Annotated in this window: 26 protein-coding genes; 15 read left to right on the top strand and 11 right to left on the bottom strand. The window is 67.1% G+C overall.

Going from position 1 to position 25,568, the window contains the following annotated elements:
* Positions 1-147 precede the first annotated feature (147 nt).
* The 4 genes from SH203_RS06025 to flgK form a co-directional block, all read right to left on the bottom strand.
* Positions 148-1,614, bottom strand: a complete 1,467-nt coding sequence (locus SH203_RS06025) for a UdgX family uracil-DNA binding protein (RefSeq protein WP_087119943.1) — start codon at positions 1,612-1,614, stop codon at positions 148-150.
* Positions 1,614-2,852 (bottom strand): putative DNA modification/repair radical SAM protein, encoded by a 1,239-nt coding sequence (locus tag SH203_RS06020; RefSeq protein ID WP_087119942.1) that lies wholly within the window; start codon positions 2,850-2,852, stop codon positions 1,614-1,616. The genes SH203_RS06025 and SH203_RS06020 overlap by 1 nt, the downstream gene beginning before the upstream one ends.
* 66 nt (positions 2,853-2,918) lie before the next feature.
* Positions 2,919-3,884, bottom strand: coding sequence for a hypothetical protein (locus SH203_RS06015; RefSeq protein ID WP_087119941.1), 966 nt, complete (start codon positions 3,882-3,884; stop codon positions 2,919-2,921).
* Complete coding sequence (gene flgK / locus SH203_RS06010; RefSeq protein WP_087119940.1) at positions 3,881-5,998, bottom strand: flagellar hook-associated protein FlgK; 2,118 nt, start codon at positions 5,996-5,998, stop codon at positions 3,881-3,883. Before flgK ends, SH203_RS06015 begins: the two co-directional genes overlap by 4 nt.
* Positions 5,999-6,385: 387 nt before the next feature.
* On the opposite strand from flgK, the gene SH203_RS15880 reads away from it, so the two are divergent.
* The 9 genes from SH203_RS15880 to SH203_RS05965 all read left to right on the top strand — a co-directional run bounded on the left by SH203_RS15880 (position 6,386) and on the right by SH203_RS05965 (position 16,231).
* The gene (locus SH203_RS15880; protein WP_255376556.1) at positions 6,386-7,894 is read left to right on the top strand and encodes a flagellar hook-length control protein FliK; all 1,509 of its coding nucleotides are present in this window, start codon (positions 6,386-6,388) and stop codon (positions 7,892-7,894) included.
* A 4-nt stretch (positions 7,895-7,898) separates the two neighbouring features.
* Positions 7,899-8,621 (top strand): flagellar hook assembly protein FlgD, encoded by a 723-nt coding sequence (locus SH203_RS06000; RefSeq protein ID WP_087119939.1) that lies wholly within the window; start codon positions 7,899-7,901, stop codon positions 8,619-8,621.
* A 48-nt stretch (positions 8,622-8,669) separates the two neighbouring features.
* Complete coding sequence (flgE, locus tag SH203_RS05995) at positions 8,670-10,448, top strand: flagellar hook protein FlgE (RefSeq protein WP_200808824.1); 1,779 nt, start codon at positions 8,670-8,672, stop codon at positions 10,446-10,448.
* A gap of 172 nt (positions 10,449-10,620) precedes the next feature.
* Positions 10,621-10,905 carry a DUF1153 domain-containing protein gene (locus SH203_RS05990; RefSeq protein WP_026108337.1) on the top strand — a complete coding sequence of 95 codons (285 nt, stop codon included), beginning with the start codon at positions 10,621-10,623 and terminating at the stop codon, positions 10,903-10,905.
* 84 nt (positions 10,906-10,989) lie between these two features.
* A complete protein-coding gene (locus tag SH203_RS05985) occupies positions 10,990-11,232 on the top strand; it encodes a type II toxin-antitoxin system ParD family antitoxin (RefSeq protein ID WP_087119938.1) in 243 nt (80 codons plus the stop codon).
* A 3-nt stretch (positions 11,233-11,235) separates the two neighbouring features.
* Positions 11,236-11,583: a type II toxin-antitoxin system RelE/ParE family toxin gene (locus tag SH203_RS05980; RefSeq protein WP_087119937.1), complete on the top strand. Its 348-nt coding sequence runs from the start codon at positions 11,236-11,238 to the stop codon at positions 11,581-11,583.
* Between the two features lie 30 nt (positions 11,584-11,613).
* A complete protein-coding gene (mnmA, locus tag SH203_RS05975; protein WP_087119936.1) occupies positions 11,614-12,822 on the top strand; it encodes a tRNA 2-thiouridine(34) synthase MnmA in 1,209 nt (402 codons plus the stop codon).
* Between the two features lie 200 nt (positions 12,823-13,022).
* Entirely contained in the window at positions 13,023-15,377 is a 2,355-nt protein-coding gene (locus tag SH203_RS05970) for a TonB-dependent receptor (protein WP_087119935.1), read from the top strand.
* 95 nt (positions 15,378-15,472) lie between these two features.
* Entirely contained in the window at positions 15,473-16,231 is a 759-nt protein-coding gene (locus SH203_RS05965; RefSeq protein WP_234989398.1) for a response regulator, read from the top strand.
* Positions 16,232-16,243: 12 nt separating this feature from the next.
* Here the strand turns inward: SH203_RS05965 and SH203_RS05960 are convergent, their stop codons facing one another.
* From SH203_RS05960 to SH203_RS05950, 3 genes are read right to left on the bottom strand one after another with little or no spacing between them, the layout of a single operon-like run.
* Positions 16,244-16,591, bottom strand: a complete 348-nt coding sequence (locus SH203_RS05960; protein ID WP_087119934.1) for a VOC family protein — start codon at positions 16,589-16,591, stop codon at positions 16,244-16,246.
* Positions 16,592-16,649: 58 nt separating this feature from the next.
* Positions 16,650-17,348 (bottom strand): YafY family protein, encoded by a 699-nt coding sequence (locus SH203_RS05955; protein ID WP_087119933.1) that lies wholly within the window; start codon positions 17,346-17,348, stop codon positions 16,650-16,652.
* Positions 17,349-17,398: 50 nt separating this feature from the next.
* The gene (locus SH203_RS05950) at positions 17,399-17,887 is read right to left on the bottom strand and encodes a helix-turn-helix domain-containing protein (protein ID WP_087119932.1); all 489 of its coding nucleotides are present in this window, start codon (positions 17,885-17,887) and stop codon (positions 17,399-17,401) included.
* Positions 17,888-18,065: 178 nt separating this feature from the next.
* On the opposite strand from SH203_RS05950, the gene SH203_RS05945 reads away from it, so the two are divergent.
* The 3 genes from SH203_RS05945 (at position 18,066) to SH203_RS05935 (ending at position 19,969) form a co-directional block, all read left to right on the top strand.
* Positions 18,066-18,923, top strand: coding sequence for an acyl-CoA thioesterase II (locus SH203_RS05945; protein ID WP_087120187.1), 858 nt, complete (start codon positions 18,066-18,068; stop codon positions 18,921-18,923).
* A 64-nt stretch (positions 18,924-18,987) separates the two neighbouring features.
* Positions 18,988-19,266: a hypothetical protein gene (locus tag SH203_RS05940; RefSeq protein ID WP_087119931.1), complete on the top strand. Its 279-nt coding sequence runs from the start codon at positions 18,988-18,990 to the stop codon at positions 19,264-19,266.
* Positions 19,267-19,276: 10 nt separating this feature from the next.
* The gene (locus SH203_RS05935; protein ID WP_087119930.1) at positions 19,277-19,969 is read left to right on the top strand and encodes an alpha/beta fold hydrolase; all 693 of its coding nucleotides are present in this window, start codon (positions 19,277-19,279) and stop codon (positions 19,967-19,969) included.
* Here SH203_RS05935 and SH203_RS05930 read toward each other — a convergent pair.
* The 3 genes from SH203_RS05930 to queC are packed head-to-tail and all read right to left on the bottom strand — an operon-like array spanning position 19,966 to position 21,685.
* A complete protein-coding gene (locus tag SH203_RS05930; protein ID WP_087119929.1) occupies positions 19,966-20,334 on the bottom strand; it encodes a 6-carboxytetrahydropterin synthase in 369 nt (122 codons plus the stop codon). The two genes, SH203_RS05935 and SH203_RS05930, sit on opposite strands and share 4 nt — an antisense overlap.
* Complete coding sequence (queE, locus tag SH203_RS05925) at positions 20,334-20,969, bottom strand: 7-carboxy-7-deazaguanine synthase (RefSeq protein ID WP_087119928.1); 636 nt, start codon at positions 20,967-20,969, stop codon at positions 20,334-20,336. Before queE ends, SH203_RS05930 begins: the two co-directional genes overlap by 1 nt.
* A complete protein-coding gene (queC, locus tag SH203_RS05920; protein WP_087119927.1) occupies positions 20,966-21,685 on the bottom strand; it encodes a 7-cyano-7-deazaguanine synthase QueC in 720 nt (239 codons plus the stop codon). Before queC ends, queE begins: the two co-directional genes overlap by 4 nt.
* A gap of 193 nt (positions 21,686-21,878) precedes the next feature.
* Between queC and SH203_RS05915 the strand changes: the two genes are divergently transcribed.
* Positions 21,879-23,498: a response regulator gene (locus SH203_RS05915; protein ID WP_087119926.1), complete on the top strand. Its 1,620-nt coding sequence runs from the start codon at positions 21,879-21,881 to the stop codon at positions 23,496-23,498.
* Positions 23,499-23,502: 4 nt separating this feature from the next.
* Here the strand turns inward: SH203_RS05915 and SH203_RS05910 are convergent, their stop codons facing one another.
* Complete coding sequence (locus tag SH203_RS05910; protein WP_087119925.1) at positions 23,503-24,534, bottom strand: ligase-associated DNA damage response exonuclease; 1,032 nt, start codon at positions 24,532-24,534, stop codon at positions 23,503-23,505.
* An 86-nt stretch (positions 24,535-24,620) separates the two neighbouring features.
* On the opposite strand from SH203_RS05910, the gene SH203_RS05905 reads away from it, so the two are divergent.
* Positions 24,621-25,070, top strand: coding sequence for a PaaI family thioesterase (locus SH203_RS05905; RefSeq protein ID WP_087119924.1), 450 nt, complete (start codon positions 24,621-24,623; stop codon positions 25,068-25,070).
* Positions 25,067-25,462: a PaaI family thioesterase gene (locus tag SH203_RS05900; RefSeq protein WP_087119923.1), complete on the top strand. Its 396-nt coding sequence runs from the start codon at positions 25,067-25,069 to the stop codon at positions 25,460-25,462. The genes SH203_RS05905 and SH203_RS05900 overlap by 4 nt, the downstream gene beginning before the upstream one ends.
* Positions 25,463-25,568 lie beyond the last annotated feature (106 nt).

The raw sequence follows: 25,568 nt of genomic DNA, 5'->3' as shown, positions 1-25,568 counted from the left end.
AGGCGGCGCCCGATGTCAACGCGCGATGACATTCGCACGGACGATTGTCGCTGAACCGTGTCGCGGCCGCCTCCCCAGGATCGTTTCGCCAAACGGTGACGCTGGCGTGGATGCCAAACGCAGTCGAAAGAGATTCGTTCTCTCGCTTCAGTCCATACGCGCGCGGACGGCGATCAGATCGTCCAGAAACAGCCGTCGCGCCTCGGCCTTCGCCGCCGCGTCGGGCAGACGCAGCAGATAGGACGGGTGGACGCTCAGGATGGCTGTTCCGCCGTCCGGCAGGGTCAGGGGCGCGCCGCGTTCGCTCATCACCGCCGGCTTTCGCCCCAGCACCGCCAGGCCGGCGGTCGCGCCCAGGGCGAGAACGATCTGAGGCTTGATCAGCCGCCGCTCGGCGTCGAGCCACCAGCGGCAGGCCTGGACCTCTCCGGCGTTCGGGGTCTTGTGCAGGCGGCGCTTGCCGCGCGGCTCGTGCTTGAAGTGTTTGACGGCGTTGGTGACATAGACGTCGGATCGGTCGATCCCGGCCTCTTGCAGGGCGACGTCCAGCACCTCGCCCGCCGGGCCGACAAAAGGACGGCCGGCCAGATCCTCCTGATCGCCCGGCTGCTCGCCCACGATCATCAGCCGCGCCGTCTTCGGCCCCTCGCCGCACACACCCTGGGTGGCGTCGCGATACAGGGGACAACGGCGGCAGGCCTGAACCCCGTCGCCCACCTCGGCAAGGGTATCGGGAACCGCCTCAGCAGCGGGGCGCGCGGCGTGCAGATCGGGCGCGAGGGCGCGGCTGAAACGGGCGTTCGGAGACGGGGCGGGCGTGGCGACCATGGCCTCGGTTCGAACCGACGAGGCGGCGACCAGTTCCGGGATCAGCGCTGCCTCCGGCAGGTTCTTCCAATAGCGTTTGGCCATTTCGCCCTGCATGGTCTTCACCTTCAGTCGGGCGGGATTGAAGGTCGAGGCGTAATAGGTCTTCCAGAAGTCTTCGATCTCGTCATCGGCCGGCGCCATGTCGCGCGTCGCGGGCGGGCCGAACCGCAGGCGTTCTCCGTCCCAGAAGACCGAACCGTCGGGCGTCAGGATCGACCAGCGCATGGTCGTGAACCGTCGCTGGAAGAAGGGCGCGGTCTTTTCCAGCACCCGATGCGGCGGCTCGAACCAGGCGGCCCACGCCTCGCCGTGATCGTCGTGAACCTGGCGAAAGCGCACGAAGGCCTTCATCTTGTGCGAGGCGCGACTGACGTTCTTGGCCCGCTCCAGCGCATCGGCCACGTCGCGGTCGGAGATCACGCGGATCAGGTCGGGCTCGTCCCTGAGCCGCCACAGCAGCCGATACATCAGGTCGAACCGATCCTCGGAGCGGTGCAGGATGACGTTCTGCGCCAGTTCGACGAAGGCGGCGGGAACGGTGAACTCTTCTTCTCTCCGCTCACCCGGACTTTCGCGAGGAGGGGCGGATGAGGCGATGTCGAACAGTCCGCCCTGAACGGACGACGCGCCCCCCTGCACCACGAACCGCGCCGCCGCCGGCTCCACCCCCGCCAGCCGAAACGCCCGCGCGGCCCTGCGCCATCCGTCAAAGTCCGTTTCGCCCTCCAGCGTCGCCGCCGGCATCAGAACAGGCTCAACTGTTCGGGCGTCCGCGTCGTCACCCGCGTCTTCAGATCGGCGGCGTCGGTCAGGGCGCCGGGCGTCCAGTCCAGCGCCGTGATGAAGGGCCGCACCTTGGCGACCGAGCGCGTCAGCCGCCCAATGTCTTCCAGCCGCAGGGTGCGATAGCGTCGGACGGACACGATCCGGTCCACCGCCTTCACCCCCAGGCCCGGCACCCGCAACAGCATCTCGCGCGGCGCCCGGTTCACATCGACGGGGAACTGTTCGCGCTTGTTCAACGCCCAGGCCAGTTTGGGATCGACCGCCAGGTCCAGCATGCCGCCAGCCGCCCCCTCCCCGATCTCCGGCGCCGAAAAGCCGTAGAACCGCATCAGCCAGTCGGCCTGATACAGCCGATGCTCCCGCATCAGCGGCGGCTTGGACAGCGGCAGGACCGCGCTGGAATCCGGGATGGGGCTGAAGGCGGAATAATAGACCCGGCGCAGGCCATAGCCGCCATAGAGCGAGGCGCTGCGATCCAGGATTTCCGTATCCGGCGCCCCGTCCGCGCCGATGATCAGCTGGGTGCTTTGACCGCCCGGCGCGAACTTCGGCGGCTTGATCCGGTCGCGCTTGTTCGGCCTGGCCGCCTCGACGCCCAGCCGCACCTGCCCCATCGCCTTCTTGATGACCCCGACATCCTTCTGGGGCGCCAGCTGGGCCAGCGCCTCGTCGCGCGGCAGTTCGATATTGGCCGACAGCCGGTCGGCATAGAGGCCCGCCATCTCGACCAGACGCGGATCGGCCTCGGGGATCAGTTTCAGATGGATATAACCCCGGAAGTCGTGAACCTCGCGCAGGGTCTTGGCCACCAGGACCAGCTGCTCCATCGTATAGTCGCTGTTGCGGATCACGCCCGACGACAGGAACAGGCCCTCGATATAGTTCCGCTTGTAGAAGTTCAGCGTCAGATCGACCACTTCGTCCACGTCGAACCGCGCCCGCGCCACGTTCGACGACGCGCGATTGATGCAATAGGCGCAGTCGTAGATGCAGAAGTTGGTCAGCAGGATCTTCAACAGGCTGATGCACCGCCCATCCGGCGTATAGGCGTGGCAGATTCCCATGCCCTCGGTCGAACCGATCCCCTTGCCGCCGACCGAGTTCCGCTTGGACGTGCCGGACGAGGAGCAGGAGGCGTCATATTTCGCCGCATCGGCCAGAACCGACAGTTTTCGACGAAGATCGAGACGCGCCATAGTTCATGATATGTTCCCGAAACAGATCAAGTCCAGCGTAGCCGTTTCTTTTTGAATTCAGTCAGATCAGCGCAGCAGGTTGAGCAGCGACGTATTCTTCAGGGTGTTGATCACCTGGGCCGAGGCCTCGATCGCCACCTGGGCCTGTCTCAGGTCGGTGATGGCCTGGGCGGAGTCGTAGCCGGCCTTGTCCTTCATCATCGTCTTCAGCGCCGTCTTCTGGTTCTGTTGAGCGTCCAGCGCCGCATCGACGTTGTTCTGCAGGATGCCGTTTTTGGCCGTCTGGTCGGTCAGGCCGACGTTGGCCTTGTCCAGTTCGCTCAGCTGCGCCTTCAAAAAGGCGGTGACGTCGGCGTTGGGCTGGCCGGTCAGGGTTCCGGGCGCGCTCGGCGTATAGGTCACGCCGTTGACCGTCACGGGCGTCCCGTTCTGGAAGGCCTGGAGGTTGCGGAACACCTGCGTCAGCGGGCCGCCGATCTCACTGGCCAGAAAGCCGGTTTCAACCGTAGTGTTTTCGTCGATGCGCGACTTCTGCTTCAGCGTGTCGTTGGCGAAGGTCGAGGCGGTCGAGGGCGCCGCCGCCAGATCGGCCATGGTCGCGGCGGTCGCGGGGGCGATGTTGCCTTGCCCGCCCGCGAACAGATACGACCCCTGATGTTCGGCGTTCAGACCGCCCTGAACGGTCTGATACTGCAGGCCCAGTTCGGTCATCAGATTGGTGATGTTGCCCGCCGCCAGGCCGGTTGCGATGGCTTCCCGCGCGCCCGTTCCGCCTTCGTAAATCCGGCTCATGGCCAGATCCTGTGCGCTGAGACGCGCCGCGACGGTCTTGCCGGTGTTGATGAATCCCTCCAGTCGCGCCTGGGTCGAGGTCAGGCTGGTCAACTGTTCGGCGCCCCGGCCATAGCCGGACATGTCGGTGGCGATCCGCTCGCTGTCGATCCGCTCCTGCGCCTGCTGGGCGCGGCTCTGGGCGTTCATCAGGCTGAGCAGGGCCGACTGGAAGTTTCCGTTGGTGGAGACGCGGTTCATCGCAGGATTCCGATCAGGACGTCATACATGTCCTTGCTCGCCTGGATCAGGCGGGCCGAGGCGTTATAGGCTTGCTGGAAGGTGGTCATATTGACCAGCTCCTCGTCCATATTGACCGCCTCGGCCGAGGTGCGGCGGCCTTCCGCCTCCTTGGACAGGGCGGCGGCGGTCTCGCTACGGGTCTTGGCGGCCGAGGCCTTGCCGCCGATCTCGCCGGCGAAATCCGCCGCATAGGACGACAGGGTACGGGTTCCGCCGGAAGAGTCTCCGGCCGCGCCGAAGGCGACATTGCGCTTTCCGACATCGCCCAGGGCCAGGCCGCCGCGTCCGTCGCTCTTGCTCAGCGCGGGCGTTCCCGCCGTCGCCGACAGGTTCAGCTGCGCCAGCGCCAGCTTGGCGGAGTCCTGCTGGATGTCGCTGCGGACGCTATAGGCGCCGGCCCGGGTCGCGCCGACGGCCCCAAGGCCGAACATCTGGGACATCGACACGCCGGACGGGTTCTGCGTCGTCGCATCATCCACCACGCTCATCGTCGTGGCGGCGGGATCATAGGCCTTGAACGCCAGCTTGCCCGCCGTATCCAGGCTGAAGGCGCCATAGCGTCCGACGCCGGTGATAGGGTCGTTCAGCGCGCCGAGCAGTTCGCTCATCGCGCCCGTCCCGGCCGGGACGGACACGGTGACGTCGCGCAGTCGGGCGCCGGATTCGCCGGTGAAACGGAAGGTCAGGCTCTCGCCCGCATCGAAGCCGTGCTGCGACGACAGAGTCAGACCCGTCTCGTAGAAGGTCGGGGTGGTGGTCGACACCAGGTCGTTCAGCCCGAACCAGTGGGAAAAGCCGCGTCCACCCTTATTGCCGGGCGTCGTCGCATCGTCGGCTATGGCCACGCCGTTTCCGCCGGTCGCATTCAGTTGCAGCCGCCCCTCGGAGAAGCTGGCCGTGACCGTCCCGCCCATCTGGGCGTTCAGCACGCTCAGGAAGGTCGAGGGATCGGCGGCGGCGCCGTTGATCGTCATGGTGGAGCCGGAAAAGACGATCTGGGCCGAGGCCTGGACGACGCCGGCGGCGTTGACCGCCGTGATGGTCGTGGTCCCCGTGAAGCCGGTCAGGGCGGTCTGCAGCGACTGGCCGGTGTTGCGGCCGGTCAGGCTTGCCGGCGCGGGCACGCTGCTGTTGGCGTTATGAGCCCGGTTCAGTTCGTCGGCCAGCTTCGCCGTCAGCTCTCCCAGACGCGCGGCGGCCGCCGGCGCATCCACGTCGCGCATCTCGACCAGGCCGCGAATCTGGCCCGACGTCACCCCGTCCAGCAGCGGCCAGCGCGTGCCGCCGGGCTCGGTGATCATGATGTCGGAAAAGGCGGTGGTCGCCCCCACCGTCCCGGCCGCCTGATAGGAGACGGTCGCATGCCCCTCGCCCATCAGGGTCGTACCCGCATTGGTGCGCAGGGTGACGCCGCCGTTCGACCGGGACTCGACCTTCACATCCAGATATTTGGACAGTTCGGCGATCAGCCCTCGCTGGGCGTTCTGGGCGCCCGTCACGTCCTGATTGGAGATCGTGCCGGAGGCGATGGTCTTGTTCAGCTTGTCGATCTGCTCCAGCAGCGGATTGATCGTTTCGACCGCGCTTTGCAGCCGCGAGTCCGCCTCCTGCCGCGTGGACTGGATCTTGGAGGCGATGTCGGCCGCCTGGTTGAACAGCGTCTGGGTCTTGTAGATCGTGTCCTGACGCGCAGCCGACGAGGTCGGGGTTTCGGCCAGGGTGGCGTAGCTGGCGAACAGTTTGTCGACCTGGGCGAAGAAATTGGCATCGCTGCTGGGATCGCCGAACTGGCTCTGCATCTGGCCATAGAGATCGGAGCGGACACCCTGGCGCGCCGCGTCGGCGCCCGCGCTCAGCCCCGCCGCCTGGAGAAAGCGGTCGGTCGCCAGGCGAACGCGCGTGACGTCCACGCCCGAGCCATACCCGTTGGTGACGACCGAGGTTTGATCGGCGATCTTGCGGACATAGCCGGCGGTGTCGACGTTCGCCATATTGTCGGCGGTGACGCGCAACTGCGACTGGGCGGTCTTCATGCCCGAGGTCGCGATGTTCATGATCGAGTTCAGCGACATGGACGCATCTCCCCCGCCCTACCCGGCAAGCCCTGCACGGCCGCACGCAGTTCTTGCCCAGCCACGCCCGGACGCCGCTCGACCAGAGCGTTGTTTTTCAAAGAGATCGTGGATTGGGCATCCGTCATGATCGAACAGAGGCGCAAAGGTCGGGCCAGTTTCGCTCGCCAGCGCCCTCGCCTCTGCCGACCGATTGGCGAGCCGGGCAAAAAGTGGCGATAGCGCGGCAATAATCGACCGCGCCGGTCAGGACGCCACAAGCGGAGCGGCGCTTTCCGTTTGTTTTTGCTGACTTATTGGTTTGGCCCGCCGCTTGCGTTGAAGCGAACCGAACCCTTGGGCGCAGCAGGCGCCGCCGTCTCCGCCTTCGAAAGCCGCCTCTCGACCATGTCGACCGCCTCCGCCCTGTTCGCGCCCGCCGCGCCGGTTTCGACCGGAGCGTCGACGGCTGCGTCCCATGCGCGACAGGCGGACCGCGACCTGTTCTCCAGGACGCTGGCCAAGTCGGCCAAGCCGATCACCGACACGACGCCGAGGGCCGACGATCCGGCCTCGATCGGAACGCCCGGAAAACGCGCCGGATCGGGCGCTCTCAAACCCTTGCCCGCCGAGACCGACAAGGACCGATCGGAGACAGAGCCCTCGACCCAGGCGGCGGAAACCTCCGACAGCACCGCCCCCACGCAGGCCGTCCCGGCCACCGTTCAACCGACGCCGACCGCCTCTGGCTCGGCGGGGACGCAGGCCGACGCCGCAACCGAAGCCGGCGCCTCCCAAACCGGCGCCTCCCAGTCTCGATCCGTGTCCGCCGACGCGCACGCCGTCGCGACGCAACAGGCCGCGCAATTGTCAGCGGAGGAGATGCAGGCTCTCGCCCTGAAAGCCGCCGCGTCGTCGTCCGGCGCCGACGCCGCCGGCCAGTCGTCGGGCGGCGCCGCAGACGCGGCGAAGGCCGCCGTCGCCAAGATGGCGGCGGACGCACAGGTTCCGACGGCTCAGGTCCAGGTGGCGGTGACGACGGTTGCGCCTCGACCGAGCCTTCCGGCGTCCGACGCCGCCGTGGCCGTCGCGGCCCTGATCGGCGAGGCCCAGACCGGCGCACAGGCCGACGCACAGTCCGAGGACAAGACCTCCGCTGCGCCCAAGGGCGACGCGCCGACGCCGCTTCGCGCCGGCCGCCACGACGGCGGCCAGCGTATCGAATTCATACCCGTCGACACCTCGCCGAGGCCCGTTTCGACAGGCGCCGAGATCAAGACCCTGGCCGAGGCCAATGCGGGAGCGTCCCAGTCGGCCGCCGGAGACGCCAAGCCCGCAACCGCCGATGCGGCGCCGGCCGACATCGCCCCGACAGCAGCCGCCGAAGGCTCCGGCCAGACCGTCGCCGCCGGTGATGCGCCGCGCGCCCAGCCTTCCGCCGCCGCCAATCACAGCCCGCCCCTGTCCACCCTGTCGCGCGCGACGGTCGAGACCACCGCCCATCTGGCGGCCCAGATCGCCCGCAGGCTGGACGGCCGGTCCACGCGGTTCGACATGGTGTTGACGCCCGAAGACCTGGGCCGCGTCGATGTCAGTCTGGAGATCGGCAAGGACGGCCAGCTGTCCGCGCGTCTGGCCTTCGACAATCCCGCCGCCGCCGCCGACCTGCGCGGTCGCGCGGACGAATTGCGCCGACAGCTCGAAGCCGCCGGGTTCCAGCTGGCCGGCGACGCCCTGGACTTTTCGGAGCGCGATCCGTCGGCCGGCGGCGGCGCCTTCGACCGTCAGCAGCAGCGCAACGCCCTGTTCGCCGGCGGCGACCGTCTGGCCGCCCAGGCCGACGCCCCCGTCATCCCGGCGCCCGGCGCCTGGACCAACCATTTCCTGACGCCAGAGCGCGTCGATCTGAAGGTCTGACCCCATGGTCGACGCCGTCTCCACCAACACCGCGACCAGCCGCATCACCAAGGGCGCGGGCGCCATGGCCTCGAACTTCGAGACCTTCCTGACCCTGCTGACCACGCAAATGAAGAACCAGGACCCGCTGTCGCCGCTGGATTCCAACCAGTTCACCGCCCAGCTGACCCAGATGGCGGGCGTCGAGCAACAACTGCTGACCAACGACCTTCTGACCAGCCTGCTGAAGGCCCAGTCGGCCGGGGGACTGGACAACGCCTCCAACTACATCGGCAAACAGGTCACGACCGCCTGGACGGCGACCGAGTTCAACGACGGCAAGGCGACCTGGGCCTACGAACTGGGCAAGGCGGCCGACAAGGCCACGCTGCAGGTCGTGGACAGCAAGGGCGCCGTGGTCTGGGAAGGCTCCGCGCCCGACAAGTCGTCCGGCCTGCACACCTTCACCTGGGACGGCAAGATGAAGGACGGCGGCACGGCAGACGCCGGCGGCGTCTATACGCTGAAGGTCGCCGCGACGGATTCCTCCGGGGCCTCCATCGACAGCCAGGCCCTGATCCAGGGCCGCGTCACCGGCGTCGAAATGTACAACGGCGCGCCGTATCTGGTGATCGGCAAGTCGATCCTGCCCCTCTCGACCGTGATCTCGCTGAACGAGATCACCGCTCAAGCCAACAATGACGATACGGAGAATCCGAACGTCTCCACCGAGGAGGCGGCCGCATGATGCGTCTCGCCGCCTTCCCGATGATTTCCTTGTAAGGAGCGTTCTTCCATGAGCCTCAACAGCGCCATGCGGGCCGGCGTGTCCGGCCTCGCCGCCAACTCCGCCGCCCTGGCCGCCATTTCCCAGAACATCGCCAATGTGAACACCGTGGGCTACAAGCGCACGGCTGGCGAGTTCCAGACCCTGGTCAACAGCCAGAGCAAGTCGGGCGGCAGCTATTCCGCCGGCGGCGTCGCGGCCAACACCCGCGCCTTCATCAGCCAGGAAGGTCTGCTGCAACGCACGACCGAAAGCACCGATCTGGCGGTCAACGGCCAGGGCTTCTTCGTCACCACCACCCAGGCCGAGGGCGTCGCCGCCACGGACGCCCGGATGTTCACCCGCGCAGGCGCCTTCCGCGTCGACAAGCTGGGCTATCTGAAGAACAGCGCCGGTCTGTACCTGCAGGGCTGGCCCGCCGATTCCAACGGCGACATCTCGACCGATCCGTCCGACCTGTCGCGCCTGCGTTCGATCAACATCGGCTCGGTCGGCGGCACGGCGGAACCCACCACGCGGGTCCAGATCAACGCCAACCTGCGCTCGACCCAGAGCGTGTCGAGCGCGGCGGGGGCCCAGTCGTACAAGGGCGTGTCGGACACCGCCTCCACCCCGGCCTCGCACGACGTCACGGTCGGCTATTCGCGCATCGACGCCAACAACTACAACGTCACCCTCAAGACCGGCATCACCAAGATCACCGGCGTCGCCACCTATGACGCCAGCGGCGCCCTGACCGCCTTCACGCCCGACAGCGCGAACAGCGCCAACGGCTCCGCGACCAGCACCGCCACCCAGATGACCATCACCCCGACCAGCGCGGGCGTGGCGGGCACGCCCTTCACGCTGAACCTGTCCGACCTGGGCCTGACCACCAACGGCGTCGCCAAGACCAAATACGACCCCAAGGTCAATTCGATGGCCATGTACAACGCCGACAGCGACAATCCGTCGGGCGTGAAGCCGGACTTCAAGATGAACATCCCGGTGTCGGACTCAAAGGGCGGTCAGCGCAATCTGGAGGTCCGCTTCCTCAAGAGCGACCAGCCGAACCAGTGGTATGCCGAAATCGTCTCCGTCCCGGCGGACGACGTGGTGACGGGCGCGCCCTATTCGAACGGCCAGGTCAAGACCGGCCTAATCGCCTTCACCCCGGCCGGACGGCTGGACGTGGCGACGATGAAGTCCTGGCCGGCGGGCAAGGGTCTGTTCGACGACCCCGAGAACGCCACCCTGTCCTTCCTGAAGTCGGACCCCAGCAACACCATCGATCCGAACGACGCGAGCGACAACGGCAAGATCAAATGGGCCGACGGCCTGGGCATCGCCGACCAGACGGTGACGCTGGACCTTAACACCTCGGCCGGCGGCCTCAGCCAGTTGAACACCACCTCGGTCGTCCAGTCGACCGTCACCAACGGCACCGCCTTCGGCAATCTGAACAAGATCACCATCGACGACAGCGGCTTCGTCACCGCCGTCTTCGACAATGGCGTGATGCGCCGCATCGCCCAGGTCGCGGTCGCCACCTTCCCCAGCCCCGACAGCCTGAAAGAGACGTCCGGCAACGCCTACACCGTCAGCCCCCAGTCCGGCACCTTCAACCTGAAAGCCGCTGGAACCGGCGGCGCGGGGTCGATCGCGGCCCAGCAGCTGGAGTCTTCCACCGTCGACCTGTCGGCGGAATTCACCGGCCTGATCACGACCCAGCGGGCCTATTCCGCCTCGTCCAAAATCATCACCACGGCCGATGAAATGCTGGCCGAGCTGATCAACATCAAACGCTGATCGGCGAGTAAGTAAGCGTTAGTCTCGATGAATCGTCGCGAAAGCAAGGTTTACGGAGTCGTTCGGGCGGAGACGGATTTTATCCGTTTCTTCACCACGACACTTAAACGGACCTTAGTCGGGCCGGCCTATCGTCACGACACTACGGTGTTGGTGAAAGAGGCATAAGCCCATGTTGCAAGAGCGACGCCTTAATAGCAAAGGCGAACAATACGTGGTCGGACCGACTGGCACGCCCCTGACCCTGAACGACCTGCCGCCGTCCAATACGGATCGGTGGGTGATCCGCCGCAAGGCCGAGGTCGTCGCCGCCGTTCGCGGCGGCCTGCTCAGCCTCGACGACGCCCTGGCGAAGTATCGCCTGACGGCGGAAGAGTTCCTGGCCTGGCAAAAGGCGATCGACAAATGGGGCATGCAGGGCCTGCGCACGACGCGGATCCAGAGCTACCGCTCCTGAAGGATTTCCCCGAAGACGTTGAGGGCCGCATCCGGCGACGGGTGCGGCCCTTGTCGTTGGAGGCGCCTGTGTTAAATTACAGCCATGACGACTTTCGCCGTGCATCTCAGCGAGCAGCTCGAATCCTTCGTCGACATGAAGGTCGGGTCCGGCGCCTTTCGTGATCGATCCGCGGTCATCGAAAGCGCTCTGGCCGATATGCTGCAGCAAGACACACGACTGACTGCGCTGAAAGCCAAGATCCAGGACGGTCTGGACGAGTTGGACGCAGGTCTCGGCATAGAAGTCGACGATATCGAAGCCTGGCTGGACAGCCTCGGTCGCTGATCCTTGCCTCTGCGTCTTGTCGTGGCGCCTCTGGCGCAAAGCCAGATCGATGTGATCCTTCGCACAAGCACTGTCGATTTCGGCGAGGCGGCCGGCGCTCGCTACAGGATGCTGCTGGCGTCCGCTTTCCGATTGCTGGCGGAACATCCCACTCACGCCGTTTCCAGATCGCTCTCGCTGGATCATGAGACTGTGCGGTTGTTTCATCTTCGACATGCGCGTCATCTGATGACGCCAAGGGATCGCGTCGCATCGCCTCGGCATGTCATCGCCTATCGCCACGATGACTTGCGCATCGAGATCGCTCAGGTGCTGCATGATCGCATGGATATTCCGGCCCGACTGCGCTGAGGCCTCGAAATCGCGCCGGTTCCGCACTAAATGGCCGCAATGACCTTGGTCGAAGAATTCTGTCCCGTTCCCGACATTGCGCGCGCCAGCATGGACGCGGCGGTCGAGAGCGCGCGGGCGGCGGTCGGCCTGCCGGTCGGGGCGCGGGTCGTGGCGGCCATGTCGGGCGGGGTGGACTCCACCGTCGTCGCGGCCCTGCTGCATAAGGCCGGCTATGACGTGGTGGGCGTCACCCTTCAGCTTTACGATCATGGCGCAGCCCTGAAGAAGAAGGGCGCCTGCTGCGCGGGCCAGGACATTCACGACGCGCGCCTGGCCGCCGACATGATCGGCATTCCTCATTATGTCCTGGACTACGAAAGCCGGTTCAAGGACGCGGTGATCGACCAGTTCGCCGACAGCTATCTGAAGGGCCAGACGCCGGTCCCCTGCATCCGCTGCAATCAGACGGTCAAGTTCCGCGACCTGCTGGACGTCGCCCGCGATCTGGGCGCCGAGGCGATGGCGACGGGCCACTATGTCCGTCGCGCCGTCGCCGGCAATCGTTCGCAGATGCGCAAGGCGATCGACCATTCGCGCGACCAGTCCTACTTCCTGTTCGCGACCACCCAGGACCAGCTCGACTATCTGCGCTTCCCGCTCGCCGATCTGGAAAAGCCCCAGGTGCGCGGCGTCGCCGCCGAACTGGGCCTGAAGATCGCCGCCAAGCCCGACAGCCAGGACATCTGTTTCGTCCCCTCAGGGGACTATCGCACCCTGATCGACCGCCTGCGGCCGCAAGGTCGCGAGGCGGGCGAGATCGTGCATATGGACGGCCGCGTGCTGGGTCGGCATTCCGGCATCACCGACTACACCATCGGCCAGCGCCGGGGCCTGAACGTCGCCGTGGGCGAACCGCTGTTCGTGACCAGGCTTGAGCCCGAAACCCGCCGCGTCGTGGTCGGCCCGCGCGAGGCCCTGCTGACCGCACGCCTGACGCTGGAAGAAACCAACTGGCTGGGCGACGAGGCCACGATTCGCGAGGCGGCGGAGGCCGGCGTCCCCGTCCTGGCCCGCGTCCGCTCCACGCGCCAACCCTCCCCCGCCCGGCTGGGGCTGGTCGACGATGCGATCACCGTCGCATTCGACCGGGGCGAGGAAGGCGTCGCCCCCGGCCAGGCCTGCGCGCTCTACGATCCGGCGGACCCCGATCGCGTGCTGGGCGGCGGCTTCATCCGCGACACGACGGCGGCGGCCTAACCCCTTCCCCACGATCAGAAGTCCGGCGGTTCGCGACGGAGCCTTGTCCCGATTGTGGAGACGAAGTGGAGATTGACCGGATTTTCTCAGCAGATCGGTCACGGCCTCAGACATCAAACATGCATCCCAGTGTCGCGCGGTTGTGAACTGCATATCGCAAAGGCGGCGTAATCCCCCGCTCGACCAAGCAGGGGATATAAATGCACCGTCAAACCAAACTGCGCCTCCAGCTGTTGCTGGGGACCGCGCTTCTCGCCGCGCCTGTTTCCGCCTTCGCCCAGACCGCGCCCGCGCAGACCGCTCCGGCGCCCGTCGCCAATGCGCCGGTCGGCCTGGACGACATCGTCGTGACCGCCACCAAGCGCGAAACCAATCTGCAGGACACGCCGATCTCGATCTCGGTGATGAACTCCGAAGCGCTTCAGGACCGTCACGTCCAGAGCCTGATGGACCTGGCCGACGGCGCCGTTCCGTCGCTGCGCGTCGCCACCTTCGAGGCCCGTCAGTCCGCTCTGACCATCGGCATCCGCGGCATCGTGCCGAACGACGCCAACCAGCCCGCCCGCGAGCAGGGCGTCGGCGTCTATGTCGACGGCGTCTATCTGGCCCGCCAGCACGGCCTGGCCTCCGCCCTTCTGGACATCGAGCGCGTCGAAGTGCTGAAGGGTCCGCAAGGCACCCTGTTCGGCCGCAACACCGAAGGCGGCGCCCTGTCGCTCGTCACTAAGAAGCCCACGGGCGAGTTCGGCATGCGCGCCATCGCCGGCGTCGGCAATCTGGAATCCTACAACACCGAACTGCACGTGGACTTCCCCGCCCTGGGCGACTTCGCCTTCAAGGTGGACGGCGTGCTGCAGGTCCAGGGTCCCGTGACCGAGAACACCCTGCCCGGCGAGACGGGTTTCGGCCAATACGACCGTCGCGGCCTGCGCTTCCAGACGCGCTGGACCCCGACCGACAACTTCACCGCCGACCTGGCCGCCGACATCGGCAAGGACAAGAACACCCCGTTCTACAGCCAGCTGCTGAACTTCAACCCGAACGGCCTGACCGTGGTGCCGTTCACCTCGGCTTCCGTGCCGTCGGGCAGCATCCGCGCCCTGTCGCCGCTGGTTCAGGTCGAAGGCTCCAAGCGCATGACGCAGGCCGACATCGGCGTGCCGCAACAGTGGAGCGTCGATGACACGCGCGGCGTCGATCTGCACCTGTCCTATCGCCCGAGCGACACCCTGGAAATCCGCTCGATCACGGCCTACCGCGATCTGGACGTCCAACAGTACGACAACATCGCCGGCGCCCACCGCCCGCCCGTGACCGGCCCGAACGGCAAGTTCAGCCGCTATTCGCTGGCCGGCTTCTGGCAGCATCAGTTCAGCCAGGAACTGCAGGCCGTCGGTTCGCTGGGCGACAGCATCGACTACGTCGGCGGCGTCTTCTACTTCAAGGAAACGGTGTCCGACGACGCGGCCACGCCTTCCACCAACCAGTGGAACTCGGACGGCACCGGCTACACCATCCTGGACCCGACCCCGACCATCCGCGGCTCCCGCTTCCTGGACCGCGCCTCGACCGCACACGCCGAGTCCAAGGCGGTTTACGGCCAGGCGACCTGGACGCCGGCCAGCATGGACGCCCTGCACCTCACCGTCGGCGGCCGCTACACCTGGGACGACAAGGACGGCACGCTGGAGCTGGTCAATAACGCCCTGCCCGTCGTCAACGGCGTTTCGGGCGAACTGCACTTCAACTCCAAGGTCAATCGTTTCGACCCGCTGGTGACGCTGGCCTACGACCTGACGAACAACATCAACGTCTATGGCAAATACTCGACCGGCTACCGCGCCGGCGGCGCCTCCTCGCGCTCGCTGACCTACCGCTCGTTCGACCCGGAAGAGGTCAAGGCCTACGAACTGGGTCTGAAGAGCGACCTGTTCGACCGTCGCGTCCGCCTGAACGCGGCCATCTATGCGATGGACCGCACCGACAGCCAGATCGACTTCAGCCTGGTCACGGTGATCGGCGCCTCGACCCGCAACACGCTGGAAACGATCAACGCCCCCGGCACCACGAAAATCCGGGGTCTGGAGCTGGAAGGTCAGTTCCGCGCGACGGACAATCTGACGCTGTCGGCCGGCTACGCCTATACGGACGCCAAGATTCCCGACACGGTCAATCCGTTCAACGGCCAGACCCAACAGGTCTTCATCGCCTATACGCCCAAGAACGCGGCGACGGTGTCCGCCGACTGGAACTCGCCCTTCATGGGCGCCACCCTGAAGGCCCACGTCGATGCGAACTATGCCGACGCCAGCCAAAGCTTCGACCAGTTCGAAATCAAGAACGACTCGTCGTTCATCGTGAACGCCCGCGTGGCGGTGGCCGACATCGCCACCCGCGAAGGCGGCCCGCTGCTGGAAGTGGCCCTGTGGTCGCGTAACCTGCTGGACGAAACCTACGTCTATCGCCGCGACCCGTCGAACCGGAACACCCTGGGCGACTACGGCAACTTCAACAATCCGCGCACGTTCGGCATCGAACTGCGCGCCTCCTACTAAGCGTTCCTCCCCGAACGACGACTGGCCCCCTTCCGCCTCGGCGGGAGGGGGTTTTTCTTCGTCTGCGTGAAGCCTTTGCGACGGGGCGATGAAACTTGTCCGAACGCCTCCGGTTTCGCTGGATTTCGGCGGCGGCGCCGGTCATGGCGGCGGCCGGAGGCGCCATGAGCAGCTTGATCCTGATCGCCGATGACGACCGCGAAAGCGTCGAGACGCTGGACGCGGCCCTGCGCCGCGACGGCCTGCGAACGGTCGTCGCCGAGGACGGGGAACAGGCCCTTGATCTGCACGCCCGGCTGAAGCCCGATCTGGTGCTGCTGGCCGTCGCCCTGCCCGGCCGCGACGGCTGGGACGTGCTGGGCGAGCTGCGTCGGCGCGGCGATACGCCGGTCGTCATGATCGGGGCGCCGGATCAACCGCATCATCGGCTGCAGGCGCTGCGGATCGGCGCCGACGACCATCTGGTCCGCCCGACCGCCCCGGTCGAGGTGGTGGCCCGCATTCAGTCCATCCTGCGTCGCGCCGCCGGCGGCCGCACCGCCAAGGTGCTGCGCGTCGGGCCGCTGGAGGTTCAGCTCGAAAACTACATGGCGGCGGTGATGAAGGCGGGGGAACGCCGGCGGCTGGATCTGACCCTGACCGAGTTCCGCATCCTGGCCCACATGGCCCGCACGCCGTTGCGCGTCTTCAGCCGCGGCGAGATCATGCAGGCCTGTTTCGACAATCAGGCGGTTCTGGAACGCACCATCGACAGCCATGTCAGCCACCTGCGCCGCAAGCTGGAGGGCGCCGACGCCGCCGGCCTGCTGACCAATGTGCGCGGCGTCGGCTATCGTCTGGAGGCGGAGGCCTGACGGCCGGGCGCCTCACGCCGCCGCGAACACCCGCAAACGATGCCCGTCCGGGTCGCCGGCGACGAAGCTGCGCCCGTTCTCCAGATCGTGGGGCGGCGTCAGTATGCGCGCGCCGCGATCCCACCAGTCGATATGGGCCTGATCCACGGCCGCCGCGCCCTCCATCGGAAAGTCGATCTCGCAGACCGAAGCGGCGTCGCCGCTGCGTCGCATCAGCCCCAGCGCCCGCCCCGAACTCAGCCTGAACAGCGCCCGATCCGGCCGCGTCACCACCGGCCGACAGCCCAGCAGCCCGGCGTAGAAGCGCGCGCTGACCTCCGGGTCGGCCACGGTCAGAAGAATGTCCTCGATCTCGCCCATCGGCCCTGTCCCTCATCTCGACTGAAGACAGGCTAAGCCCGACTACTGCCAGTTTCCGTCAGCAGCGCGTGTCCCGCGACCGTTCGTGCGTTTCCTTCCAACGCTTCATCAGAACCTGACGCCGGGCGGGATAGCGCGCCTCCATCACCTCGGCCACGACGATCCGGTCGGTGCGGAAACTGCGGAAGTCGCCGCGCAGCTCGCACCAGGCCATCAGCAGCCGCACCCGGTCGAAGAAGGCCAGGGCGAAGGGCCACACCAGTCGTTCCGACGCCGCCCCCGCCTCGTCGCGATAACACAGCCTCAGCCGCCGCTCCGTGCGGATGGCCTTTCGCAACAGGCCCGGATCGACGGCGTCGACCGGAAACGGCGCGCTCGGCACGACCAGCAGGGCCGAGGTGTCCATCTCCTCGCGCAGATCGGGCGGCAGCACCGCCGAAATCCGCCCCAGAGCCGCCAGGGCCGCATCGCGCATCCTGGGATCGGCCCGATCCGCCACCCAGCGCGACCCCAGCACCAGGGCCTCGATCTCTTCGGGCGTGAACATCAGCGGCGGCAGCATGAAGCCCGGCTTCAGCACATAGCCGACGCCCGCCTCGCCCTCGATGGTCGCCCCCTGCGCCTGCAGGCTGGCGATGTCGCGATACAGGGTGCGCAGACTGACGCCCATCTCGTCGGCCAGCACCTGCCCGCTCACGGGCCGGCGATGCCGTCGCAACACATTCAGCAGATCGAGAAGGCGCTCGGAGCGGGACACCGGACGACCCTAGCAGACATCCCGCCGGAAACTGTCAGCAGAAACGTCGCTCAGGCCGCTTCCTTGGGCATCACCTCGCCGACGGTGGGCCGGTTCTCTGCGCGGGTCAGCTTGATGTCGCGCGGCTTGACGATCTCGCCACAGCAGCCGCAGGCGATGCGGGGCGTCAGCGTATGGCCGCAGGTCTTGTGGATCATGTCGATGCCGCTGTCGGTCTCGCCATAGACGTGTTTGGCGCCCCAGCCGTGCAGAGTGACCAGCACGCCGTACAGATCCTTGCCCTTGGCCGTCAGCACATATTCGTTGCGCGGCGGTCGCTGGGAATAGAGGCGCGGCTCCAGAACCCCGTGCTGCACCAGACTTTTCAGCCGCGAGGCCAGCACATTGCGCGCCACGCCCAGATTGTCCTGCCACTGTTCGAAGCGGCTGACGCCGTTGAAGGCGTCGCGGATGACCAGCAGGGTCCACGGGTCGCCGATCACCTCCAGCGTGGCGGCGATGGAGCAGCTTTGGCGGCTGTAGTCGGCGGTGCGTCCCATGCACGGAAAGTGACCCCACGTCAGCCATTTGGCAAGGGTTGCAAATCCAAACCCTCTAGGTCAGTCTCGTTTAGCAACGGACGCATGGCCCTTTTGGTCCGCGACCTTGTTCCTTCGACTGGCGGAAGCCCTCGCCTTGGGGCTTCCGCCGTTTTTTCTCCTGACGCAGGATCGCGCCATGCCCGATGTTGAATCGCCCGTGCCGCTCGACGCCGCTTTGTCCTTTCAGACCCTAGCCGACGGCGGCCTGTCCGCCCCGGTGCCGGGCCATTTCTCCAATGGCCCTTCCGCCCTGCCTCCGGAAAAGGGCTTTCCGTTCGGTGGCTTGCTCGCAGCCCTGTGCGCGCGGTCCATGCGCCAAGGGCTGGGCCTGACCGCGCCGCTGCGGACCCTGTCGGTGCAATATCTGTCGGCGGCGGCCTTTGGCGAACAGGTCGCGTTTCGTCCCCGCCTGCTGCGCGGCGGCCGCAACGTGATCTATGCGGCGGTCGAGGCGGATCAGAACGGCCGCATGACCCATCACGCCACCGGAACCTATGGTCTGGACGCCCGGACGCCGGGAGTGTCGCCGCTCCACAGCCTGCCCCCGCCGCTGGACAGCCTGAGCCCCGAGGCCACGATCCACGGGCCGATGGCCCCGCACTTCTCGCGCCACGTCGATTATCGGTTCGACGGCGGACCCAATATCCTGGGCGGAAACGAAGGCAGGCCGGCGGTCGAGCGGACATGGATGCGGATGGCGGATCGGCGTCCGCTGGACGAGGTCGGGCTGTGCTACCTGCTGGACGCCCTCTATCCGCCCGCCTGGACCCTGTCGAAGACGCCGGCGCCGATGACGACGGTGGACCTGCGCATCGACATCCTGAACGATCCGACGCCCGAGAACGCGCCGGACGGCTGGGCCTTCTTCGAGTTTCGGATGCTGGACCTGGGTTCGGGCTGGACGGTGGACGAGGCGACGGCCTGGGGCGCGGACGGCGTCCCGCTGGCCCTGTCGCGACAGCGGCGCAAGCTGCTGCCCCGACGCGGCGGTTGAGCCGAACGGGTCAGGGCTCGTTCATCATTATCGGCGACTATCCCGTATCTCTGGAGTCGTCCCCATGCGTCGTCGAAATCCCCTGTTTCGCGTATCTCAAATCGTCCTGGTCGCGACGGGCTGTCTGACGCTGCAAGGCTGTCTGGTCGGGGCCGTCGTGGGCGGGACCGCCGCCGTCGTCGGCGGCGCGGCCCAAGCCACCGGCGCGGTGGTCGGCGCCGGCTTCGACGCCGTCACGACCTCGGACGAGGAGACCCGCCTCAAGCGCGAACGCGAGCAGCGCGACTTCGAACGCGAACAACGCCGCTGCGAACAACGCCAGCGTCAGGGCAAACGCTGCTAGGCTGCGCCGCATGACGCCGCTGATCCTGATCCCCGGCCTGGCCTGCACGGCCGAGATGTTCGCTCCTCAGGTCGCGGCGCTCAGCCCCCACAGGCCCGTCCGCATCGCCTCGACACGCGAAGGCGACAGCATGGCGCGGATGGCCGACGCCATCCTGCACGACGCCCCGCCCCGCTTTGCCTTGGGCGGGATTTCGATGGGCGGCTACATCGCCTTCGAGATCATGCGTCAGGCGCCGGATCGGGTTGAGCGTCTGGCGCTGCTGGACACCACAGCTCGCCCCGATGCGCCGGAACAGACCGCCCAACGCCAGACCCTGATCGCCCGCGCCGAGGACGGTCAGCTTGAGACCATCATGCGTGAGATCGCGCCACGCCTGCTGCACCCGCTGCATAAGGGGGATCAGACCTTAATCGACGTCCAGGTCCGCATGGGTCTGGACGTCGGCGCCGCCGGTTTCGTGCGCCAGCAAAGGGCGATCATCGGCCGGGCGGATTCACGCCCCGACCTGCCCGGCCTCCACGTTCCGACGCTGATTCTGGTCGGCGACCGCGATCCCCTGACCCCGCCGATCCGAGCGCGCGAAATGGCCGACGCCCTGCCCAACGCCCAACTGGTCATCGTCCCCGACTGCGGCCATGCCTCGACACTGGAACAGCCGGCCGTCGTCAATGCGGCCCTGCTGGACTGGCTGAACGCCTAAAGGCTCAGCACGCACCGCTCGTTGATCGTCGGGCGGGCCACCTGAATGCGGCACAGGCCCGGCCATTCGGGCTTCAGCGTCCGGGCGAACCACAGGCAAAGGTTCTCCAGGCTGGGCAGTTCCAGTCCCGGATGTTCGTTCAGCATCCCGTGGTCCAGCACCTCCGCCGCCGCCTTCAACGCCCGGTCCAGCGCGCCCAGATCGGCGACCCAGCCATGCTCGACGTCCAGCACCTCTGACCGCACCGTCGCCTCGACCGTGAAGGAATGGCCGTGGACGCGGCGATAGATGCTGCCCTCGGGCTCGTTGGGGAAGTGATGGGCGGCGTCGAACGTCGCCTGTTTGGTGATCTCGAAGACGGGCATTAGCGGACGCCGATGTATTTGTGGGTCTGGACGCTCAGGCGCCATTGGGGGTGGGTCAGGCAGTATTCGATGGCGGCGGCGGTATTGGCGGCCTGATCCGGCCCGTCCATCGGCTGAAGCCAGAAGCGTTCGAAATCAAAATGTTCGAACCGATCCGGCATGGCCTTGGCCTGGGGAAAGACCAGTTTCAGCTCGGCCCCGCGCGTCTGCACCACCGGCGCATCGGCCTTGGGGCTGATGCAGATCCAGTCGATCCCGTCGGGCGCAGCCAGCGTGCCGTTCGACTCGATGGCGATTTCAAAGCCCCGCGCGTGCAGGGATGCGATCAGAGGCGCGTCCAGTTGCAGCAGCGGCTCGCCCCCGGTGCAGACCACCAGTTTCGGATCGCCCGCCCGCCCCCGCCACATCGCCGCGACATGATCGGCCAGCAGATCTGGCGTCGCGAACTTGCCGCCCCCGCCGCCGTCCACGCCGACGAAATCGGTGTCGCAGAAGGTGCAGACGGCGCTGGCCCGATCCTGCTCGCGACCGCTCCACAGATTGCAGCCGGCGAAGCGCAGGAAGACCGCCGGACGGCCCGCCTGCCCGCCCTCGCCCTGCACCGTCAGAAAGACTTCCTTGGCCGAATACGTCATTGGCCCGACGCCCATTCGTCATAGCCCGTAGCGCGCAGTTCGCACGCCGGACATTCGCCGCAGCCATAGCCCCAGGCGTGGCGATGCGTCCGGTCGCCCCGATAACAGGTGTGGCTGTCTTCGACGATCATCTGGACCAGCGCCTCTCCGCCGATCTGACGGGCCAGTTCCCACGTCCGGGCCTTCGTCAGCCACATCAGCGGCGTCTCGATCACCACCGGCTTGTCCAGCCCCAGAGACAGCGCCCGCGCCATCGCCTCCATCGTGTCGTGACGACAGTCGGGATAGCCCGAGAAGTCGGTCTCGCACATGCCGCCGACCAGCACCTCCAGCCCGCGCCGGTCCGCCAGCGCCGCCGCCGCGACCAGGAAGATCAGGTTCCGCCCCGGCACGAAGGTCGTCGGCAGGCCGCGCGCATCCATCTCGATCTTGCGGTCGGCGGTCAGGGCGCTTTCGGCGATCCGGCCGTATCCGGTCAGGTCCACCACATGATCGTCGCCCAGCCGGTCGGCGTAGTGTGGCAGGGCCTTCGCCATGCCGTCGCGCACGGTCTGGCGCGCCTGCATCTCGACCGCATGCCGCTGGCCATAGTCGAAACCGACCGTCTCGACCCGCTGGAACCGTTCCAGCGCCCAGGCCAGGCAGGTCGCGCTGTCCTGCCCGCCGGAGAACAGAACCAGGGCCGATGTGGGGGTCTTTTCCAGGATGACGCTCATGACAAACCTGCGGTCGGCCGGTCGGCCGCGCGCATGCACAAAGGGATGAAGCCCCAGATGGGACGGGCGGGCCTCATACACCAGACCCGCGCCGGGGGCAAAATGGGCGGATTTGCGTCGTGCCTGACAACGCTTAACCAATCCGCAAGCGATTTCTGACTTATACTCACAATGAGTAGGAGTTCCGGGCATTATGCCGACCATCGAAACCCTTTCCGAGCGTCCCAAGCCCGTGGGCCCGACGACGCTCGGGTGCGAGGTTCTGGCGCGTTTCGAACGCGAGCCGGATACGCTGGTCATACCCGTCGTCGATGGCGACAAGCCCGTCGGCCTGGTCGAGCGCACCGCCTTTCTTGAGAAGATCGCCGCCCGGTTCGGTCATGCCCTTTACGATCTTCGCCCCATCACCTTCGCCATGGACGCCGAGCCGGCGGTAGTGGAGGCCGGCGTCCGCATCGACGCCTTTTGCGACATCATGCTGAAGGGCGGCCCCGCGGCCTTGCTGCGGGGCTTCATCGTCACCCGCAACGGCGCCTATCTGGGCGTCGGCACGGCCGCGACCCTGCTTCAGGCGGTCAATACGCGCCAGCGCGAACAAAACGACCAACTGGCCGAACAGGCCGCCATCCTCAGCGACACCCGCGCCCAGGCCATGGCCGCAGCCCGCGCCAAGAGCCAGTTCCTGGCCATCATGAGCCACGAACTGCGCACGCCGATGAACGGCGTGCTGGCCGTCGCCGAACTGCTGCGCCGTCAACCGCTGACGTCAGCAGCCCATGCGCACGTCCAGACCATCATGGATTCGTCCGAGACCCTGCTGCGCATCCTGCAGGACGCGGTGGACCTGTCCAAGGCCGAGGCAGGCGAGTTGGAGCTGTCCAGCACCCCGACGGCCCTGCGCGCCGTGATGGACGACATCCAGTCGATGTGGGAGCCGCGCGCCTCTCAGGACAGCGTCACCCTGCTGGTCGGCTATGAGGGCGACACCGAACTGGCGGCCATGATCGACGGCGTGCGCCTGAAACAGGTGTTCAACAACCTGATCGGCAACGCCCTGAAGTTCGCCCGCAACGGCGTGATCGAGGCCCGGCTGAAGGCCTGGGTCGAGGGCGACGGCATCCATATGGAGGCCCGCGTCCGCGACGACGGGCCGGGCGTGGACGTCGACCGGGTCGATTCCATCTTCGAACCCTTCGTCCACGGCTCCGGCCCCGACGGCGCAGGCCTGGGCCTGTCGATCTGCCGTCAGGTCATCGACCGGATGGGCGGCCGGATCTGGGCCGAGAACAACAAGGGACGCGGCGCGACCTTCGCCTTCGACCTGACCGCGCCGCGCGCGATCATGGAGGCCGAGGTTCAATCGAACGTCTCCGATCTGGCCGGTTTCGACCTGAAGGCGGCGCCGCACATTCTGATCGTCGATGACAACGCCACCAACCGCGTGGTCGCCCAGGCCCTGTGCGAAATGTTCGGCTGCAGTTCCGAACTGGCCGAGGACGGGCTGGAGGCGCTGCAGGCCGTGCAGGAAAGCCGCTACGATCTGGTCCTGATGGACATCAAGATGCCGCGCATGGACGGCGTGCAGGCGACGCAGGCCATCCGCGCCCTGCCCGGCGCGGTCGGCCGCGTGCCCATCGTCGCCCTGACCGCCAACGCCGACCCCGAGGACGCCAAACACTATCTGTCCATCGGCATGGCCGCCGTGGTCGAAAAGCCGATCAAGCCCGAGCGTCTGCGCATGGCCATGAACGCCGCACTTGCGGCGTCTCAGGACGCCGAGGATCAGGACGCATCGGGCCGATCCGCCGCCTGACGCCTCAGTCCGGCCGGATGTCCAGCGCCTCCTCGTCCTCCTCGTCATAGCCGACGAGACGCAGCGCCCGCGCCTTCTGACTGTTGATCTCGGCCCAGCGCAGCAGACCTTCCTCGCGCCCGTGGGTGATCCAGACCTCTTCCGGCTTCAACTCGGTGAAGGTCGCCGTCAGCTCGTTCCAGTCGGCGTGGTCGGACACGATCAGGGGCAGCTCCACCCCTCTCTGGCGCGCGCGGGCCTTCACCCCCATCCAGCCCGAGGCGAAGGCGGTGACGGGGTCGGCGAACCGCCGCGCCCAGCGGTCCTGAATGGCGGACGGCGGCGCGATCGCCACTTCGCCGCCCAGGGCGTTCTTGGGCAGGTCGCGCGTCGGCAGCAAAGGCCCAAGATCGACGCCTTCGCGCTCATAGAGGGCGTTCAGCCGTTCCATCGCGCCGTGGTAATAGATCGGCCGGTCCCACCCCGCCTCGCGCAACAGGCGGATGATCCGTTGCGCCTTGCCCAGCGCATAGGCGCCGACCAGATGCGCCCGTTCAGGGAATTGCCCCAGGGAGCGGACCAAACGCCCCACCTCTTCCTCGGCCGGGGGATGGCTGAATACCGGCAGGCCGAAGGTGGCCTCGGAAATGAAGACGTGACACGGGATCGGCTCGAACGGGGCGCAGGTCGGGTCGCGGCGGCGCTTGTAATCGCCGGAAACCACCATGGTCAGGCCCTTCCAGCGCACCTCGACCTGGGCCGAACCCAGCACGTGCCCGGCCGGCGCCAGTCTGAGATCGACGCCGTTTATCGCCGTCGCCTGACCATATTCGACCGACTGGGCCTGGCCGGTGAAGTCGGCGCCATAGCGTTCGGCCATGATCGCCAGCGTCTGGCGCGTCGCCAGCACCGCGCCGTGACCCGCGCGCGCATGGTCGGAATGGCCGTGGGTGATCACCGCCCGATCCACCGGACGCACCGGATCGACGTAGAAGTCGCCGGGCGGGCAATAGAGGCCGGCGGGCGTCGGATGCAGCAAATCTTCGGCGCGGATCATGGTCCCCTAACGCACTCGACGCCGTCGGGTCGCCGATCCATACAGGGCCCTTGAAAAATCAGCGCCGGAAAGACCGTCCCTTCACGATGTCCGACAGTTTCCTGACCATCCTGCCCCAGTTGGCAGCCGGCGCGGCCCACACCGGGGCGCTGGGCTTCGCCTTCGACGGCCTGCACGACGGCGAGCCGCGCATTCGCGTACCCTGGCGCGAGGATCTGGTCGGCGATCCCGACAGCGGCGTGTTCGCGGGCGGGCTGGTGACGACCCTGCTGGACCATATCGGAGGGCTGGCGGTGTGGACGGCGCTGGACGCCTACCAACCCATCGCCACCGTCGATCTGCGCGTGGACTATATGCGCGCCGCCCGGCCGCATCGCGACCTGCTGGCCCAGGGCGTCTGCTATCGCATGACCCACACCATCGCCTTCGTGCGCGCCTGGGCGTTCGAGGACGATCCGTCCGATCCGGTGGCGGCGGCCCAGTCGGCCTATATCTTCAACCCGTCGCGCGAACGGCTGGCGGGAGAGGCGGCATGACCGATCTTCTCGCCACCCTGCCCTACGCCCGCTTTCTCGGTCTGAAGACGCTCGTCAGCGGCGACGAGGTCACGGTGATCATGCCGTTCGCGGACAAGCTGATCGGCAATCCGATGCTGCCGGCGCTACATGGCGGATCGACCGCCGCCCTGCTGGAGATGACCGCCATGGCGCAGTTGGCCCTGGCCTTCCCCAGCCCCCGCCTGCCCCGGCCGATCAACGTCACCGTGGCCTATCTGCGCACGGGCCGGCCCATCGACGTCTTCGCCCGCGCGCGGATCAGCCGCGCCGGACGCCGCGTGGCCCATGTCCAGGCCGAGGCCTGGCAGGAAGAGCGTTTGCAGCCGATCGCCAGCCTGACGGCCCACTTCCTGCTCGACACCCAGAGCTGACCGTCCGGCGCGGACAGCGTTCGCCCGGAAGCCCCATCGCCGTCGACATTCGACGCCGCGCCCCGCGACGGCGATTCGACGCGCGACGGCCCAAGATATGAACATA

Origin of the sequence: Brevundimonas sp. SH203 (assembly GCF_002157625.1) — a bacterium.
Lineage (GTDB): Bacteria > Pseudomonadota > Alphaproteobacteria > Caulobacterales > Caulobacteraceae > Brevundimonas.
Note: the sequence above shows the minus strand (reverse complement) of the source record. Positions and strands in the feature narration are given on the sequence as shown.